Source organism: Streptomyces sp. NPDC028928 (genome assembly GCF_055564915.1).
Genome location: NZ_JBVHVI010000003.1, coordinates 33,522 through 48,246, shown reverse-complemented (window position 1 = coordinate 48,246; position 14,725 = coordinate 33,522). Strand labels below are relative to the sequence as shown.

General features: G+C 72.2%; 14 protein-coding genes. 5 read left to right on the top strand and 9 right to left on the bottom strand.

Translation table 11 applies throughout. From position 1 onward, the window contains the following. Positions 1-52 precede the first annotated feature (52 nt). A complete protein-coding gene (locus ACZ4U1_RS09255; protein ID WP_467901546.1) occupies positions 53-1,861 on the top strand; it encodes a S9 family peptidase in 1,809 nt (602 codons plus the stop codon). 95 nt (positions 1,862-1,956) lie between these two features. Here ACZ4U1_RS09255 and ACZ4U1_RS09250 read toward each other — a convergent pair whose 3' ends face one another. The 7 genes from ACZ4U1_RS09250 to ACZ4U1_RS09220 all read right to left on the bottom strand — a co-directional run bounded on the left by ACZ4U1_RS09250 (position 1,957) and on the right by ACZ4U1_RS09220 (position 8,353). Next, on the bottom strand, positions 1,957-3,033 hold the full coding sequence (locus ACZ4U1_RS09250; protein ID WP_467901545.1) for a hypothetical protein: 1,077 nt from the start codon (positions 3,031-3,033) through the stop codon (positions 1,957-1,959). 143 nt (positions 3,034-3,176) lie between these two features. Beyond that, positions 3,177-3,770: a SigE family RNA polymerase sigma factor gene (locus ACZ4U1_RS09245; RefSeq protein ID WP_388327756.1), complete on the bottom strand. Its 594-nt coding sequence runs from the start codon at positions 3,768-3,770 to the stop codon at positions 3,177-3,179. A gap of 411 nt (positions 3,771-4,181) precedes the next feature. Then, positions 4,182-5,249 carry an aspartate-semialdehyde dehydrogenase gene (locus ACZ4U1_RS09240; RefSeq protein WP_467901543.1) on the bottom strand — a complete coding sequence of 356 codons (1,068 nt, stop codon included), beginning with the start codon at positions 5,247-5,249 and terminating at the stop codon, positions 4,182-4,184. Next, a complete protein-coding gene (locus ACZ4U1_RS09235) occupies positions 5,249-6,520 on the bottom strand; it encodes an aspartate kinase (protein WP_356151568.1) in 1,272 nt (423 codons plus the stop codon). The genes ACZ4U1_RS09240 and ACZ4U1_RS09235 overlap by 1 nt, the downstream gene beginning before the upstream one ends. Before the next feature lie 163 nt (positions 6,521-6,683). Then, the gene (locus ACZ4U1_RS09230) at positions 6,684-7,346 is read right to left on the bottom strand and encodes a DUF5063 domain-containing protein (RefSeq protein WP_467901542.1); all 663 of its coding nucleotides are present in this window, start codon (positions 7,344-7,346) and stop codon (positions 6,684-6,686) included. Continuing rightward, entirely contained in the window at positions 7,339-7,938 is a 600-nt protein-coding gene (gene recR / locus ACZ4U1_RS09225) for a recombination mediator RecR (RefSeq protein WP_467901540.1), read from the bottom strand. Before recR ends, ACZ4U1_RS09230 begins: the two co-directional genes overlap by 8 nt. 73 nt (positions 7,939-8,011) lie before the next feature. After that, positions 8,012-8,353, bottom strand: a complete 342-nt coding sequence (locus ACZ4U1_RS09220; protein ID WP_467901538.1) for a YbaB/EbfC family nucleoid-associated protein — start codon at positions 8,351-8,353, stop codon at positions 8,012-8,014. 298 nt (positions 8,354-8,651) lie between these two features. Here ACZ4U1_RS09220 and ACZ4U1_RS09215 point away from each other — a divergent pair, with 298 nt between their 5' ends. Continuing rightward, entirely contained in the window at positions 8,652-9,401 is a 750-nt protein-coding gene (locus tag ACZ4U1_RS09215; RefSeq protein ID WP_467901537.1) for an SLATT domain-containing protein, read from the top strand. Between the two features lie 22 nt (positions 9,402-9,423). Here the strand turns inward: ACZ4U1_RS09215 and ACZ4U1_RS09210 are convergent, their stop codons facing one another. Further along, positions 9,424-11,361: a serine/threonine-protein kinase gene (locus ACZ4U1_RS09210; RefSeq protein ID WP_467901535.1), complete on the bottom strand. Its 1,938-nt coding sequence runs from the start codon at positions 11,359-11,361 to the stop codon at positions 9,424-9,426. A 158-nt stretch (positions 11,362-11,519) separates the two neighbouring features. Between ACZ4U1_RS09210 and ACZ4U1_RS09205 the strand changes: the two genes are divergently transcribed. The 3 genes from ACZ4U1_RS09205 to ACZ4U1_RS09195 all read left to right on the top strand — a co-directional run bounded on the left by ACZ4U1_RS09205 (position 11,520) and on the right by ACZ4U1_RS09195 (position 14,469). Further along, positions 11,520-12,875 carry an aminotransferase class III-fold pyridoxal phosphate-dependent enzyme gene (locus ACZ4U1_RS09205; protein ID WP_467901534.1) on the top strand — a complete coding sequence of 452 codons (1,356 nt, stop codon included), beginning with the start codon at positions 11,520-11,522 and terminating at the stop codon, positions 12,873-12,875. 127 nt (positions 12,876-13,002) lie between these two features. Further along, complete coding sequence (locus ACZ4U1_RS09200) at positions 13,003-13,698, top strand: GntR family transcriptional regulator (protein ID WP_467901532.1); 696 nt, start codon at positions 13,003-13,005, stop codon at positions 13,696-13,698. A 120-nt stretch (positions 13,699-13,818) separates the two neighbouring features. Beyond that, complete coding sequence (locus tag ACZ4U1_RS09195) at positions 13,819-14,469, top strand: hypothetical protein (protein ID WP_467902247.1); 651 nt, start codon at positions 13,819-13,821, stop codon at positions 14,467-14,469. 3 nt (positions 14,470-14,472) lie between these two features. Here ACZ4U1_RS09195 and ACZ4U1_RS09190 read toward each other — a convergent pair whose 3' ends face one another. Further along, positions 14,473-14,697: a hypothetical protein gene (locus tag ACZ4U1_RS09190; protein WP_467901530.1), complete on the bottom strand. Its 225-nt coding sequence runs from the start codon at positions 14,695-14,697 to the stop codon at positions 14,473-14,475. Positions 14,698-14,725 lie beyond the last annotated feature (28 nt).

The following is a 14,725-nucleotide window of genomic DNA, read 5'->3' as shown; positions in this document are numbered from 1 at the left end:
CCGCCACCCAATTGTCGGCGCGGCCAGGCAATATGGGCGCATGACTGGGGCCATGAGTGAGAGCAGGACGCCGGACACACCGGACATGCCGGACTGGGAGAAGCGCTTCCGGGCGCCACGCGTCTCCCTGCCCGACTGGGCGGAGGACGCGCCGGACCGTTCCCTGTTCGTGTCGAACGCGACGGGGACGTACGAGCTGTACGCCTGGGACAGAGCGACGGGCGAGCAGCGGCAGGCGACGGACCGGCCGAACGGCACGACGGACGGCGTGCTCTCCCCGGACGGCGCCTGGATCTGGTGGTTCGACGACAAGGACGGCGACGAGTTCGGCATCTGGCGCCGCCAGCCCTTCACGGGCGGCCCCGACGAGCCGGCCGTGCCCGGTCTCGCCCCTTCCTACCCGGCCGGCCTGGCCCTGTCCCGCGACGGCCGCACGGCGGTCGTCGGCCGCTCCACGGACGACGACGGCACGACGATCCACGTGGCGCGCGAGGGCGCGGACCCGGTGGAGATCTACCGGCACCGGGAGTCGGCGGGCGTCGGCGACCTGTCGTACGACGGCTCCCTGATCGCCGTCGAGCACACGGAGCACGGCGACGCCATGCACGCGGCGCTGCGGGTGCTCCGCCTGGACGGCACGACGGTCGCCGAGCTGGACGACACCAAGGGCGGCACCGAGGAGCTGGGCCTGGAGGTGCTGGGCTTCGCCCCGGTCGACGGCGACACCCGGCTGCTCATCGGCCACCAGCGCCGGGGCCGCTGGGAGCCGCTGGTGTGGGACGTGGCGACGGGCGAGGAGACGGACCTGGCCCTGGACCTGCCGGGTGACGTCAGCGCCGAGTGGTATCCGGACGGCTCGGCGCTGCTCATCGCCCACGGCTTCGAGGCCCGCAGCGAGCTGTTCCGGTACGACCTGACGGCCCGCGAGCTGACCCGCATCCCCACCCCGCCCGGCACGGTCTCCGGTGCGACGGCCCGCCCGGACGGCAGCGTGGAGTACCTGTGGTCGTCGGCCGCCGAGCCGCCGGCGGTGCGGTCCACGACCGGCGGGGTGGTGCTGGACCCGCCCGGGATGGCGTGCCCGCCGTCGGTGCCCGTGGAGGACGTGTGGGTGGAGGGCCCCGGCGGCCGTATCCACGCCCTGATCCAGAAGCCGGCGGGTGCCACGGGTCCCCTGCCCACCGTCTTCGACCTGCACGGCGGGCCGACCTGGCACGACAGCGACTCCTTCGCGGCGGGCCCGGCCGCCTGGGTCGACCACGGGTACGCGGTGATCCGCATCAACTACCGCGGCTCCACCGGCTACGGCCGCGCCTGGACCGACGCCCTCAAGCACCGGGTCGGCCTGATCGAGCTGGAGGACGTGGCGGCCGTCCGCGAGTGGGCGATCAGCTCCGGCCTCGCCGACCCCGCCCGGCTCGTCCTGACCGGTGCCTCCTGGGGCGGCTACCTCACCCTGCTGGGCCTCGGCACCCAGCCGGCCGCCTGGTCGCTGGGCATCGCGGTCGTCCCGGTCGCGGACTACGTCACCGCGTACCACGACGAGATGGAGGCCCTGAAGGCCATGGACCGCACCCTGCTGGGCGGCACCCCCGAGGAGGTCCCGGACCGCTTCGCGGCGTCTTCCCCGCTGACGTACGTCGACCAGGTCAAGGCGCCCGTCTACATCTCGGCCGGCGTCAACGACCCCCGCTGCCCGATCCGCCAGATCGACAACTACGTCAAGAGACTGGAGTCCCGCGGCGCGGTCCACGAGGTGTACCGGTACGACGCGGGGCACGGCTCCCTGGTCGTGGACGAACGGATCAAGCAGGTGGCCCTGGAACTGGACTTCGCAAGGCGCCACTTGGCCGCCGGCTGAGCCGCCGTGCGCCGGTCGGCGGGTGACGTGCTCGGTCTACGGCACCCGCACCGGCGCCCTGGACCGGCGTCCGAGGGCGCACCCCTGGTGGAGCGTCACGCCCCCGCCAGCACCCCGGTGTAATAGATCGTCCCCGCGCACGCCCCGGACACCACCGCCGTGGCCGAAGGGGATCCGCCCTCCGCCGTGTGGGTGACCGCGATGCTGCCGTCGGCTGTGCCGTCCTCGGTGACGAGCTGGGTGGTGGTGCCGTCCGAGCCGCCGGTGTCGGTGGTGCCGCCGGTGGCGCCGGCGTCCTGGGTGGGGGTCGGGTCCGGTGACGGGCCGCCGGTGCTGGTACCGCCATTGCTGGGGTCGCTGGTGGTGGGGCAGGTCTCCGAGGGGACGAAGGCGAACTTCTCCTCGTACGCGGCGCCGGGCTGCAGGACCAGCGAGGGCACTTCGAGAGACGGGTCGGGCAGGGAGGTCGCCGCGTCCCCGGCCGCGTGCCGGGCGGTGACGATCTTGGCCGGATCGGCGGCGCCCTGGGCGGTCGGGACGATGCTGCCGGGACCGGCGACGGTGCACGCGGTGCCGGAGATGTTGGTGACGCGGAAAACGCCGTAGACGGCCCCCGCGGAGTCGGGCGGGTTCACCGTGCCGGTGGCGGAGCCCAGCTGGGCCGCCGTGCAGAGCGGGGTGCCCGAGGCCTGCGTGGCGGAGGGGTCGGCGCCGCCGGTGGAGCCACCGCCCTTGCTGCCCTTCTCGTCCTTCTCGCCGCTCTCACCGGGCTCCTTGCCCGGCTTGACCGTCGTACTGGCGCTGTCCTTCTTGCCGTCCTTGCCGCCGCCCGTGTCCTTGCCCTGGCCGGTGCCGCCCTGGGTCTGGGAACTCTGGCCGGCCATGGCGGTGTTCGGGTCGGAGCCGCCGGCGTGGGAGACGTGGACGAGGGCCGGGATCGCGGTGCCGATGAACAGGGCCGCCGCGGCCATGCCGACCACGGCCTGCCGCTTGCGGGCGCGCCGCGCGGGGACGGCCCGGCGCAGGTGGTCCAGGGTGCCGGTGCGCGGCTCGATGTCGTCGACCGCCGTGTGCAGCAGCCGGCGCAGGGCCTGTTCGTCGGAGTCGAGGTCGTCCAGCATGTGGACTCCGTCGAGCCTCTCGGGGCCCTTGTCCTCGGGGCCGTGGTTCACAGTTCCGTTCCCAGCGTGCGATGACGTGTGCTGTTGCCCGGCGCGCCCTGTCGGCTCGTGCCAGGCATAGGGCTCGTGGCGTTCGTGGGAGTGCCGCTCATGGGAGTGACCGTCATGGGATTCGCCCCCTTCGGCGTGGTCGCTCATGCCGATGCCTCCATGGACACCCGCAGCGCGGCGATGCCCCGCGAACCGTACGCCTTCACCGAGCCCAGGGAGATGCCGAGCGTCTCGGCGACCTGCGCCTCGGTCATGTCCGCGAAGTAGCGCAGCACGAGCACCTCGCGCTGGCGGCGCTGCAGGCCCTTCATCGCCTTGATGAGGTCGCGGCGCTCCAGCTGGTCGTAGGCGCCCTCCTCCGCGCTCGCCATGTCGGGCATCGGCTTGGAGAGCAGCTTCAGGCCGAGGATGCGCCGGCGCAGCGTGGAGCGGGAGAGGTTGACGACCGTCTGCCGCAGGTAGGCGAGGGTCTTCTCGGGGTCGCGGACGCGCTTGCGGGCCGAGTGGACGCGGATGAAGGCCTCCTGGACGACGTCCTCGCAGGAGGCGGTGTCGTCGAGGAGGAGCGCGGCGAGACCGAGCAGCGAGCGGTAGTGCGCCCGGTAGGTCTCGGTGAGGTGGTCGACGGTCGTCCCGGCGGCCTCGGTCGCCACGGCGCCCGCGGACTCCTCGACGCCGTCACGCTGACTGGGTATGCGGGCGGGCCGCGCTGCGGGCATGGGCGCGATCACCGGCATGCCGCCGGGCGCGCGCCGGGGCGCCGAGCGGGGCCGCAGGGCCGTGCCGCCGCGGGCCACACTGAGTTCGAGTACCTCTGCCACGCCAGTTGGACACGCTTCCCCCCTCGGGGGTTGTACGTGCCGGGCGTCACATGTGCGACAACCGACGGTGCTTCAAATGCCGTCATGCGTCCCGCTCTTCCGTTATGTCCCATTTGAACGGGCGTCCCCACGCCCCGATCACGGCGTCCCCACGCCAGGATCATCACGTCCCCAGGTCCCGCAAGGGTGACCGCAAAGACGCTCCCCGCCTCCGTACGGTTGCGGAAGGCGGGGAGAGAAATCCTCTGCTGCCGGGAGGGACGGTTCAAGTGGATTGGACCATGCTCCCGGCCACAGTTCTTACACAGATCCTACAAAGTTCAACGGCTAGGCGGGGGCGGACGTCTCCGCCGCGATCAGCTCGGCGATCTGCGCGCAGTTCAGCGCGGCGCCCTTGCGCAGGTTGTCGCCGCAGACGAACAGCTCCAGCGCGGTCGGGTCGTCCAGGGCCCGCCGTACCCGGCCCACCCAGGTCGGATCGGTGCCCACCACGTCGGCGGGGGTGGGGAACTCACCGGCGGCCGGATCGTCGCACAGCACCACGCCCGGCGCGGTGGCGAGGATCTCCCGGGCGCCGTCGACGCCGACCTCGCGCTGGAAGCGGGCGTGGACGGTCAGCGAGTGCGTGGTGACCACCGGCACCCGGACACAGGTCACGGCGACCGGCAGCCTCGGCAGGCCGAGGATCTTGCGGGACTCGTCGCGGACCTTCATCTCCTCCGAGGACCAGCCGTCCTCCCGGAGCGACCCGGCCCACGGTACGACGTTGAGCGCGACCGGCTCCGGGAACGGCCCGGTGTCCTCCCCGACGGCCCGCCGTACGTCGCCCGGCTTGGTGCCCAGCTCGGTGCCGGCCACCAGGGACAGCTGGGCCCGCAGCGTGTCCACGCCGGCCCGCCCGGCCCCGCTCACCGCCTGGTACGACGACACCACCAGCTCGCGCAGCCCGAACTCGGCGTGCAGCGCGCCCAGGGCGACGATCATCGTCAGGGTGGTGCAGTTGGGGCTCGCGACGATGCCGCGGGGGCGTGACCGCACCGTGTGCGGATTGATCTCGGGCACCACGAGCGGCACGTCCGGGTCCATCCGGAAGGCGCCCGAGTTGTCCACGACGACCGCGCCGCGCTCGGCGGCGACCGGCGCCCACTCGGCGGCGACCTCGTCGGGGACGTCGAACAGCGCGATGTCGACCCCGGCGAAGGCGTCCTCCGTCAGGGCCGTCACCTCGACCTCCTCGCCGCGCACGGCCAGCTTGCGGCCGGCCGAGCGCGGGGAGGCGATCAGACGGATCTCGCCCCAGATGTCCGCCCGCTGGGACAGGATCTGGAGCATGACCGTGCCGACGGCCCCGGTCGCTCCCACGACCGCGAGTGTCGGCTTCCCGGTCGGTGCCATCAGCGGCCCGTGCCTCCGTAGACGACGGCCTCGTCGGAGTCGGAGTCCAGCCCGAAGGCGGTGTGCACGGCGCGGACGGCCTCCGGCACGTCGTCGGCGCGCGTGACCACCGAGATACGGATCTCGGACGTCGAGATCAGCTCGATGTTCACACCGGCGTTGCTGAGCGCCTCGAAGAACGCGGCGGTGACGCCAGGGTTGGTCTTCATACCGGCGCCGACCAGGGAGATCTTGCCGATCTGGTCGTCGTAGCGCAGCGAGTCGAAGCCGATGCCGGAGCGGTTCTTCTCCAGCGCGTCGATGGCCTTGCGGCCCTCGGTCTTCGGCAGCGTGAAGGAGATGTCCGTCAGACCGGTGGAGGCGGCGGACACGTTCTGCACGACCATGTCGATGTTGATCTCGGCATCGGCGATGGTCCGGAAGATCGCGGCGGCCTCACCCGGCTTGTCCGGCACGCCGACGACCGTGATCTTGGCCTCGGAGGTGTCGTGCGCGACACCGGAGATGATGGCCTGCTCCACCTTCTTGTCCCCAATCGGCTCACTGCTGACCCACGTGCCCTGCAGTCCGCTGAAGGACGACCGGACATGGATCGGGATGTTGTAGCGGCGGGCGTACTCCACACAGCGGTGGAGCAGCACCTTGGACCCGGACGAGGCCAGCTCCAGCATGTCCTCGAAGGAGATCCAGTCGATCTTCCGGGCCTTCTTCACCACGCGCGGGTCGGCGGTGAACACGCCGTCGACGTCGGTGTAGATCTCGCAGACCTCGGCGTCGAGCGCGGCGGCGAGCGCCACGGCCGTCGTGTCGGACCCACCGCGCCCGAGGGTGGTGATGTCCTTCTTGTCCTGGCTGACGCCCTGGAACCCGGCGACGATGGCGATGTTGCCCTCGTCCAGCGCGGTACGGATCCGGCCCGGCGTGACGTCGATGATCCGGGCCTTGTTGTGGACCGAGTCGGTGATGACGCCTGCCTGGCTGCCGGTGAAGGACTGGGCCTCGTGGCCCAGGTTTTTGATCGCCATCGCCAGCAGGGCCATGGAGATCCGCTCTCCGGCGGTCAGCAGCATGTCGAATTCCCGCCCCGCAGGCATCGGAGACACCTGCTCGGCGAGATCGATCAGCTCGTCCGTCGTGTCGCCCATCGCGGAAACGACGACGACAACCTGGTTGCCGTTCTTCTTCGCTTCCACGATCCGCTTGGCGACGCGCTTGATGCCTTCGGCATCGGCTACGGAGGAGCCTCCGTACTTCTGCACGACAAGGCCCACGTGCGCTCCTCGCTCGGTTCGTTTATGTCGGCTCAGTCTAACGAGCGTCCGAATCCCACCACCGTGCTCCCGCATGGTGAGACATCGCCCGCTCGGTCACGAACCCTGCCCAGCGATCGGCGCCGCACTCCGAACGTGCCCCGGCTCACAGCGGCCGGCCCGGCTACTGCCCCGGCCGGATCCCCAGCGGCGCGCCGATCTCCTGCGCCATCACCCGGCCCGCCTCGAACTCCAGCGTCTCGTCGCCCATGGCCGGCTGGTCGGTGTCGAGGCCGTCCAGCTCCTCCAGGGGCTGGTTGAGGCGGACGTGGATGAGGACGGACTGGAGGGCGCGCAGCACGGCGGAGGCCGTCGGACCCCAGTTGGAGAAGTACGAGAACTGCCACCACCACAGGGCCTCGGTGGTGCGGCCCGCACGGTAGTGGGCCATGCCGTGCCGGAGGTCGGTGATGATGTCGGCGAGGTCGTCGGAGATCCGGGCCGGCACCGGCGCCGTACGGGGCTCGTACGGGTCGAAGACCTCGGAGTAGACGTCGATCGGGTCCAGGAGCCGGGCGAAGGTCTCGCGCAGCTCGTCCACGTCCGGCTCGGGGCCCGGGTCGGGCTCGTAGCGCTCCTCGGGGACGATGTCCTCGTGGGCGCCCAGCCGGCCGCCGGCCAGCAGGAGCTGGGAGACCTCAAGGAGGAGGAAGGGGACCGCCGATTCGGGCTCGTCGCCCCTCGCCACCTCCGTGACGGCCACCAGGAAGCTCTCGACCTGGTCCGCGATCTGGACCACGAAGTCGTCCGGGTTCTGCGCCGAGGCGTGCAGTGTGGCGTCAGACATCTAGGAGTCGTCTCCCCTCGAAGGCGCGGCCGAGGGTCACCTCGTCCGCGTATTCCAGGTCGCCACCCACCGGGAGGCCGCTGGCCAGGCGGGTGACCTTCAGGCCCATGGGCTTGATCATGCGGGCGAGGTACGTCGCCGTGGCCTCGCCTTCCAGATTCGGATCCGTGGCCAGGATCAGCTCCGTGACCGTCCCGTCGGCCAACCGCGCGAGAAGTTCTCGTATACGCAGGTCGTCGGGGCCCACGCCCTCGATCGGGCTGATCGCGCCGCCGAGCACGTGGTAACGGCCCCGGAACTCGCGGGTCCGCTCGATCGCCACGACGTCCTTCGGTTCCTCCACCACACAGATGACGGCAGGGTCCCGGCGCGGGTCCCGGCAGATGCCACACAGCTCCTCCTGCGCCACGTTGCCGCAGGTGGCGCAGAAGCGGACCTTCGCCTTGACCTCCAGGAGGGCCTGCGCGAGCCGCTTCACGTCCGCCGGCTCGGCCTGCAGGATGTGGAAGGCGATCCGCTGCGCGCTCTTGGGACCGACGCCGGGCAGCCGCCCCAGCTCGTCGATGAGGTCCTGGACCACGCCTTCGTACAACGGACTGCCTTTCCTGGAGACCTTTCGGTACGTACGGTAGTTGGCTTCCGCCTCCGCTTGGAAGGCGGATGCGTCAGAACGGCAGGCCCGGGATGCCGCTGCCGCCGCCCAGCCCCTGGGCCAGCGGACCGAGCTTCTGCTGCTGGAGCGACTGCGCGTTCTCGTTGGCCGCCTGTACGGCCGCCACGATCAGGTCGGCGAGGGTCTCGGTGTCCTCCGGGTCCACCGCCTTCGGGTCGATCTTCAGGGCGCGCAGCTCACCGGCGCCGGTGACGGTGGCCTTCACCAGGCCGCCGCCCGCCTGCCCGTCGACCTCCGTGTTCGCCAGTTCCTCCTGCGCCCGCTGCAGGTCCTGCTGCATCTTCTGGGCCTGCTGGAGCAACTGCTGCATGTTGGGCTGGCCACCGGGGATCACGATCAGCTCCTCGCCGTCTCCGTCGTTGTCTCCGACGGGTTTTCCGCGTCTCTTCCGCGTCTCTTCCGCGTCGACGTTTTTCTCCGTCGTGACTGAGCCTACGTGGTCCACGCGGCCACTGCCCCGCCACTCTTTCGAGTGAGAACAACGGCGGGCCTATACCTGATCAAGGCCCCCTTCCGGGCGGAAAAGCCGGGAAAGCTCCCTCTCCGCCACCCATTGGGCGGTAGGAAGGTGGCCGCGCGTCGGCAGGGAATGTCACGCTACGTGACCGGTCGTGATCAGTTGGGAGTGCCGGGTGGGTCAGCCGGAGATGCAGCCCGAGGGTCCGCCTCAGGACGGGCGGGGCGAGGGTGCGGCCGGGCTGCGGCCGGGCGACCTGACCGGGCGGTCCTTCCCGCTCGGCGACTGGGAGGAGCCCGCCCAGCGGCTGGACGAGCTGTACCGCTGGGTGGAGCGCCGGGCACTGGAGACGGCGTCCTGGTATCTGCGGGACCGGATCTGGAAGCGGCGCGGCGCGCGCGTGCTGCGGGCCGGGGCGGCCGCCGGAGCGGTGGCCGGGGCGGCCCTGCCCCTGCTGGACCTGACCGGGGTGGCCGGCGGGGTGGCGCCCTGGGGCTGTCTGGCCCTGCTGCTCGCGGTCGCCTGCGTCGGCATCGACCGGTTCTTCGGTGTCACCTCCGGCTGGATAAGGGACGTCGCCACCGCGCAGGCGGTGCAGCGGCGACTTCAGGCGTTCCAGTTCGACTGGGCGTCGGAGAGCGTGCGGGAGGTCCTGGGACCGGCGGAGGGCACGGCGAGCGAGGCGGCCGAGCGGTGCCTGTCCGTACTGCGGCGCTTCTCCGAGGACATCACGGAGCTGGTGCGCACCGAGACGACCGACTGGATGGTGGAGTTCCGCACGGGCTCCGTCCCCCTGGGCATCCAGACGGCGGTGGCGGCGGTACCGCGGCAGGACGCGGGGGGCCCGGGGGGCCGCTTTCCGTTGCCGCCGGCGAACGGGAGCCGGCCCAACATGCCGCGGCAGAGACCTCCGGAGCCACGGTGAGCGCCCCCGAAGGGGCGCGGGCTCACTCCTTGCTGTACGTGAGGCTCTCCCCACCGCTCGCCTTGGCCCGCTTCAGCCGCCCGTCCGGCAGCAGCGCGACCTCGGTGGCCTCGCCCGGGGTGCAGGAGGAGGCCGGTTCACCGGTGGTGACGGTGGACGGCCCGATCTCCAACGGCCCGGCTGCGCCGGGTTCTTCGGTCAGCTCCGCCTCGAAGACACAGTGGTACGACCCTCCGCCCTCGGTCGGCCCGTCCGCGACCAGCGTCAGCACGGTGTCGCCCACCTCGCCCTGCCGGATGGTCAGTTCGCGGGTGTTGGAGCCGCTCGCGTTGTCGATGGTCGTCCGCCAGGTGCCCAGGTAGGCGTCCGGTATCGCCCCGGCGGTGGAGGCGGACGGAGACGGGGAGGGGGACGAGCCGGCCTGTGTGGGCGAGCCCGAGCCGGCCGGGGACGTGGAGGTGGCGGTGGGTGCCGGACCGACCGTGCCGTTCCCCTTGTCGTCGGTCCCGCCGTCCTTCTTCATCAGCGCGTACACCGAGCCGCCCGCGCCCAGCGCGACGACCAGCGCGATCACGACGAGCAGCGCGGTGGACCGCCCGTCGCGCCGCTCCGGCTCCGCCGGCACACCGACGGTCGGCGGCCCGTACGGCGGGGTGGAGCCGAGCCCGCCGGCGTAGGGGTTGTACGACGGCTGCCCCGCGCCCCAGTTCCCCGGCTGCTGCGGGTACCCGTAGGCGGCGGCCTGGGGATGCGGCTGCGGGGCACCGTAGGGCGGCGCCCCGAACCCGGCGGGCGCCGGGGGCACACCGGGCGGCACGCTCGGCGGCGCGCTCGGCGGCGGCGGAGCCTGGGCGGAGACGACGGTGGGCAGATGGTTGACGGGCCCGCCCGGCGCCCCGTCGGAGACGGGCGCGTGCTCGGGCGACCCACCGGCACCACCGGCCCCGGCGCCGACACCGGCCCCGGCACCCGCACCCGCACCCGCACCCGCACCCGCACCCGACGACACCGCAGGAGCCCCGCCGGAGCCCCCCTCCGGATTCTCCACCTCCAGCAGCTGCACGGCGTGCCGTCCCAGCTGCGCGACCAGCGAACTCGGCAGCCAGGGATCCCGGGACCGCCCCCCGGTCACGGTGTCCTCCACCCCGGTCCGCTCCAGAATCGCGTCCAGTGAGGGCCGGGCCTGCGGATCCTTGCGCAGGCAGTCCCGGACCAGGTCGGCGATCCCCTCCGGCACCCCCGTCAGGTCCGGCTCCTCCTGCGCGATGCGGAACATCAGCGCGTGCGCGCCGCTGTCGGCGTTCCCGAAGGGCAGGGCCCCGGTCGCCGCGTACGCCAGCACGGACCCGAGGCAGAAGACGTCGCACGCCGGGGTGATCCGGTCCCCGCGCACCTGCTCCGGCGCCATGAAACCGGGCGACCCGACGAGCGCCCCGGTCCGGGTGAGCCCCTCCCCGCCGGCGGTCGCCGTCTCCAGCGCCCGCGCTATCCCGAAGTCGATCACGCGCGGCCCGTCGATGGTCACCAGCACGTTCGACGGCTTGAGGTCCCGGTGCACGGTCCCGGTCGCGTGGATGTCCTTCAGCGCGTGCGCGAGCCCCGCCGCCAGGATCCGTACCGACCGCTCGGGCAGCGCCCCGTGGTCGTGCCCGACGACCTGCTGCAGGCTCGGCCCGGCCACGTACCCGGTCGCCACCCACGGCACGGCCGCCTCGGTGTCCGCGTCCAGCACGGGCGCGGTCCAGTACCCGCCGACCCGCCGCGCGGCCTGCACCTCCTGCCGGAACCGTGCCCGGAACTCCTCCTGAGCGGCCAGCTCCTCCCGGACCAGCTTCACGGCGACGGTCCGCCCCCGGTCCGACCGGGCCAGATACACGTGCCCCATACCGCCCGCGCCGAGCCGCGCCAGCAGCCGATAGGCCCCGATCTGCTGTGGATCCCCCGGCCCCAGCTTCTCCATCCCCGCGCCGCCTTCCCCCCATAGGTCTGCAACGACCGAGAATAGTGCGGTCGTACGACAGCGGCGCTCCCCCGTCGACAACCTGTCGCGGATTCGGGTCGTCCACGGAACAAGACGCCGATATGCCTTCCGCATCGCGGACATTTACCCTCACCGGCATGACCCCTCAGCCCAGCCCCGAAGCCGGCACCGCGGTGAAGGCCGCGGACCGTGCGCACGTCTTCCACTCCTGGTCCGCCCAGGACCTCATCGACCCCCTCGCCGTCGCCGGCGCCGAGGGGTCGTACTTCTGGGACTACGACGGCACGCGGTATCTGGACTTCACCAGCGGACTCGTCTTCACCAACATCGGCTACCAGCACCCCAAGGTCGTCGCGGCGATCCAGGAGCAGGCGGCGAAGCTGACCACCTTCGCGCCCGCGTTCGCCGTCGAGGCCCGCTCGGAGGCGGCCCGGCTGATCGCCGAGCGGACCCCCGGCGACCTGGACAAGATCTTCTTCACGAACGGCGGAGCGGACGCCGTCGAGCACGCGGTGCGCATGGCCCGGCTGCACACGGGCCGCCCGAAGGTGCTCTCGGCGTACCGCTCGTACCACGGCGGCACCCAGCAGGCCGTCAACATCACCGGTGATCCGCGCCGCTGGGCGAACGACTCCGGCTCGAACGGTGTCGTCCACTTCTGGGCGCCGTTCCTCTACCGCTCCCGCTTCTACGCCGAGACCGAGGAGCAGGAGTGCGCCCGGGCGCTGGAGCACCTGGAGACGACGATCACCTTCGAGGGCCCCGGGACGATCGCCGCGATCATCCTGGAGACCATCCCGGGCACCGCCGGGATCATGGTCCCGCCGCCCGGCTACCTGGCCGGCGTGCGCGAGCTGTGCGACAAGTACGGCATCGTCTTCGTCCTGGACGAGGTCATGGCCGGCTTCGGCCGGACCGGCGAGTGGTTCGCGGCCGACCTGTTCGGTGTCGTACCCGACCTCATGACCTTCGCCAAGGGCGTGAACTCGGGCTACGTCCCGCTCGGCGGTGTGGCCATCTCGCAGAAGATCGCGGAGACCTTCGGCAAGCGCCCCTACCCCGGCGGCCTCACCTACTCCGGCCACCCGCTGGCCTGCGCCGCCGCCGTCGCCACGATCAACGTGATGGCGGAGGAGGGCGTGGTCGAGAACGCCAGGCTGCTCGGTGAGACCGTCGTCGGCCCCGGCCTCACCGAGCTGGCCGAACGGCACCCGAGCGTCGGCGAGGTGCGCGGTGTCGGCATGTTCTGGGCGCTGGAGCTGGTGAGGAACCGGGAGACCCGCGAGCCGCTGGTGCCGTACAACGCGGCCGGCGAGGCCAACGCCCCGATGGCCGCGTTCACCGCCGCCGCCAAGCGCAACGGCCTGTGGCCCTTCGTGAACATGAACCGCACCCACGTCGTCCCGCCGTGCAACGCGACCGAGGCCGAGCTGAAGGCGGGCCTGGCCGCGCTCGACGCCGCGCTGAGCGCCGCCGACGAACACACGGTGTGACCGTACCGCGGCTGCCGCCGGGCCGATCCGAACGCGTAAGGTGACGTGCTCGTAAGCACAAGGGACGCGCGTCGACCGCGCGTCCGTACGAGTACGTCACCCGGACGTGTGAGGAGAGGCACGCAGCATGCCCGGCAACGGCACCGTGACGCGCAGCACCCTGCGCCAGCAGATCGCGGACGCGCTCCGTGACGAGGTGCTGGCGGGGCGGCTGCGCCCGGGCCGGGCGTTCACCGTGAAGGAGATCGCCGACCAGTACGGCGTCTCCGCCACCCCCGTCCGCGAGGCGCTGGTCGACCTGTCCGCCCAGGGCATCCTGGAGGCCGACCAGCACCGCGGGTTCCGCGTGCCCGAGTACTCGCTCACCGACTACCGGAACATGATCGAGGCCCGCAGCCTGGTCACCGACGGCATGTTCCAGGCCCTCACCACCGGTCACCCCGCCTTCCGCACCCCGCCCGAGGACCCGCGCACGGCGGCGGCCCTGGCGACCGTACGGCGCCGCGGCGAGGAGGCCCAGCGGGCCGCGACCGCCGGCGACCTCACGGTGCTGATCGGCTACGACCTCCGCTTCTGGCGCGAGCTGAGCGCCCTCTTCGGCAACCCCTACCTCGGCGACTTCCTGCACCGGCTGCGCGTGCAGTCCTGGGTCTGCGCGGTGCAGCACCTGCTCCGCCTGCCCGACCTGCGTGGCCGGCTCTGGGCCGGGCACACGGACCTGGTGGACGCACTCGCCCGGCGCGAGGCCGAGACGGCCCGCGCGATCGTCGCCGCCGCCAACTCCCACTCGCTCGCCCTGCTGGAAGACCTGACCGAGGGGTAAGTGGCCGAGTACGGCCGCCGGATCCGTACGAGGGGAGCCGCCCCGGGGCCGTACCGACTACCCTTCCCTGACCACCTGCTGCCGTGCGTGACCACGCGCCTGCCGTACGAGGAGCCCTCTTTGGCCTGTGACCTGTGGCTGGTACCGCTCGTGGACGTGTTGTGCCACACCCCGGACAACCCCTTCGCCGAGGAACTCGCGCAGTACAACAAGGCGCTGGCCGAGGCCGGCCTGCCGCCGGTGCCGGTGTACCAGTACATGCCGGGCCTGTCCGGCGACGTCGCCCCGGTCGCCGGTTTCGACTACGACGCCCTCCATTTCCTGCGCCGGGCCTACCTGCTCCAGGTCTGCGGCCTGCCGGTCACGCCGGTCGACGAACTGGGCGGCGACTACGAGCAGTTGCTGGAGATGTTCGAGTCGACGGCGCAGCAGTCCCACCTGGTCTGGCACTACGACCACGCGGGCGCCTACGTCCCCGTGGACTTCCCGCACCCGCTCTCCAACGACGAACTCCTGGCGGGCGGCGGCCCGCTGGGGTCCTCCCAGACCCTCCTGCGCGAACTCCAGTACGTGGCCCCGACGATCGGCATCGACCCGGCCAACCCCCCGGCGGCGCCGTCCCCGCCCACGGCCCCCACCGAGCTGGAGGAACCGGCCGTCCCCGCCCCGTACGACCCCAGTCCCTTCGCCCGCGAACGCCACGTCTGGCTGGGCCTCCACGCGGCGGCGACCCGCTCCCTGGCCCAGGGCTCGATGATCGTCTTCAGCTGACCCTCAGGCCGGGGCGGGGCGGCGGCCGATGAGCCGGATCTCCGGCGGCCAGAGCACCCCGCTCGCGAGCAGCAATGCGGGTCCCAGATGCACCGGGCACACCTGCAGCGGTGGTCGGTTGTGGCGGGCGACCTCGAAGACCGCGGGGTCGGAGCAGTCCGTGCCGTCGGCCTGGTGGCCCTCACCGCCGTACGGGCCCCGGCATCGTGCGGTCCGGTGGACGCCCATGGGTCCATTGTCCACCGGGTGTGGACAC

What these genes read in the sequence shown, in the direction of transcription:
- ACZ4U1_RS09190 (WP_467901530.1), bottom strand. Translation starts at nt 14,697, where the DNA reads ATGGGCGTCCACCGGACCGCACGATGCCGGGGCCCGTACGGCGGTGAG.
- ACZ4U1_RS09245 (WP_388327756.1), bottom strand. Translation starts at nt 3,770, where the DNA reads ATGCCGGTGATCGCGCCCATGCCCGCAGCGCGGCCCGCCCGCATACCC.
- ACZ4U1_RS09200 (WP_467901532.1), top strand. Translation starts at nt 13,003, where the DNA reads ATGCCCGGCAACGGCACCGTGACGCGCAGCACCCTGCGCCAGCAGATC.
- ACZ4U1_RS09240 (WP_467901543.1), bottom strand. Translation starts at nt 5,249, where the DNA reads ATGGCACCGACCGGGAAGCCGACACTCGCGGTCGTGGGAGCGACCGGG.
- ACZ4U1_RS09210 (WP_467901535.1), bottom strand. Translation starts at nt 11,361, where the DNA reads ATGGAGAAGCTGGGGCCGGGGGATCCACAGCAGATCGGGGCCTATCGG.
- ACZ4U1_RS09255 (WP_467901546.1), top strand. Translation starts at nt 53, where the DNA reads ATGAGTGAGAGCAGGACGCCGGACACACCGGACATGCCGGACTGGGAG.
- ACZ4U1_RS09205 (WP_467901534.1), top strand. Translation starts at nt 11,520, where the DNA reads ATGACCCCTCAGCCCAGCCCCGAAGCCGGCACCGCGGTGAAGGCCGCG.
- ACZ4U1_RS09230 (WP_467901542.1), bottom strand. Translation starts at nt 7,346, where the DNA reads ATGTCTGACGCCACACTGCACGCCTCGGCGCAGAACCCGGACGACTTC.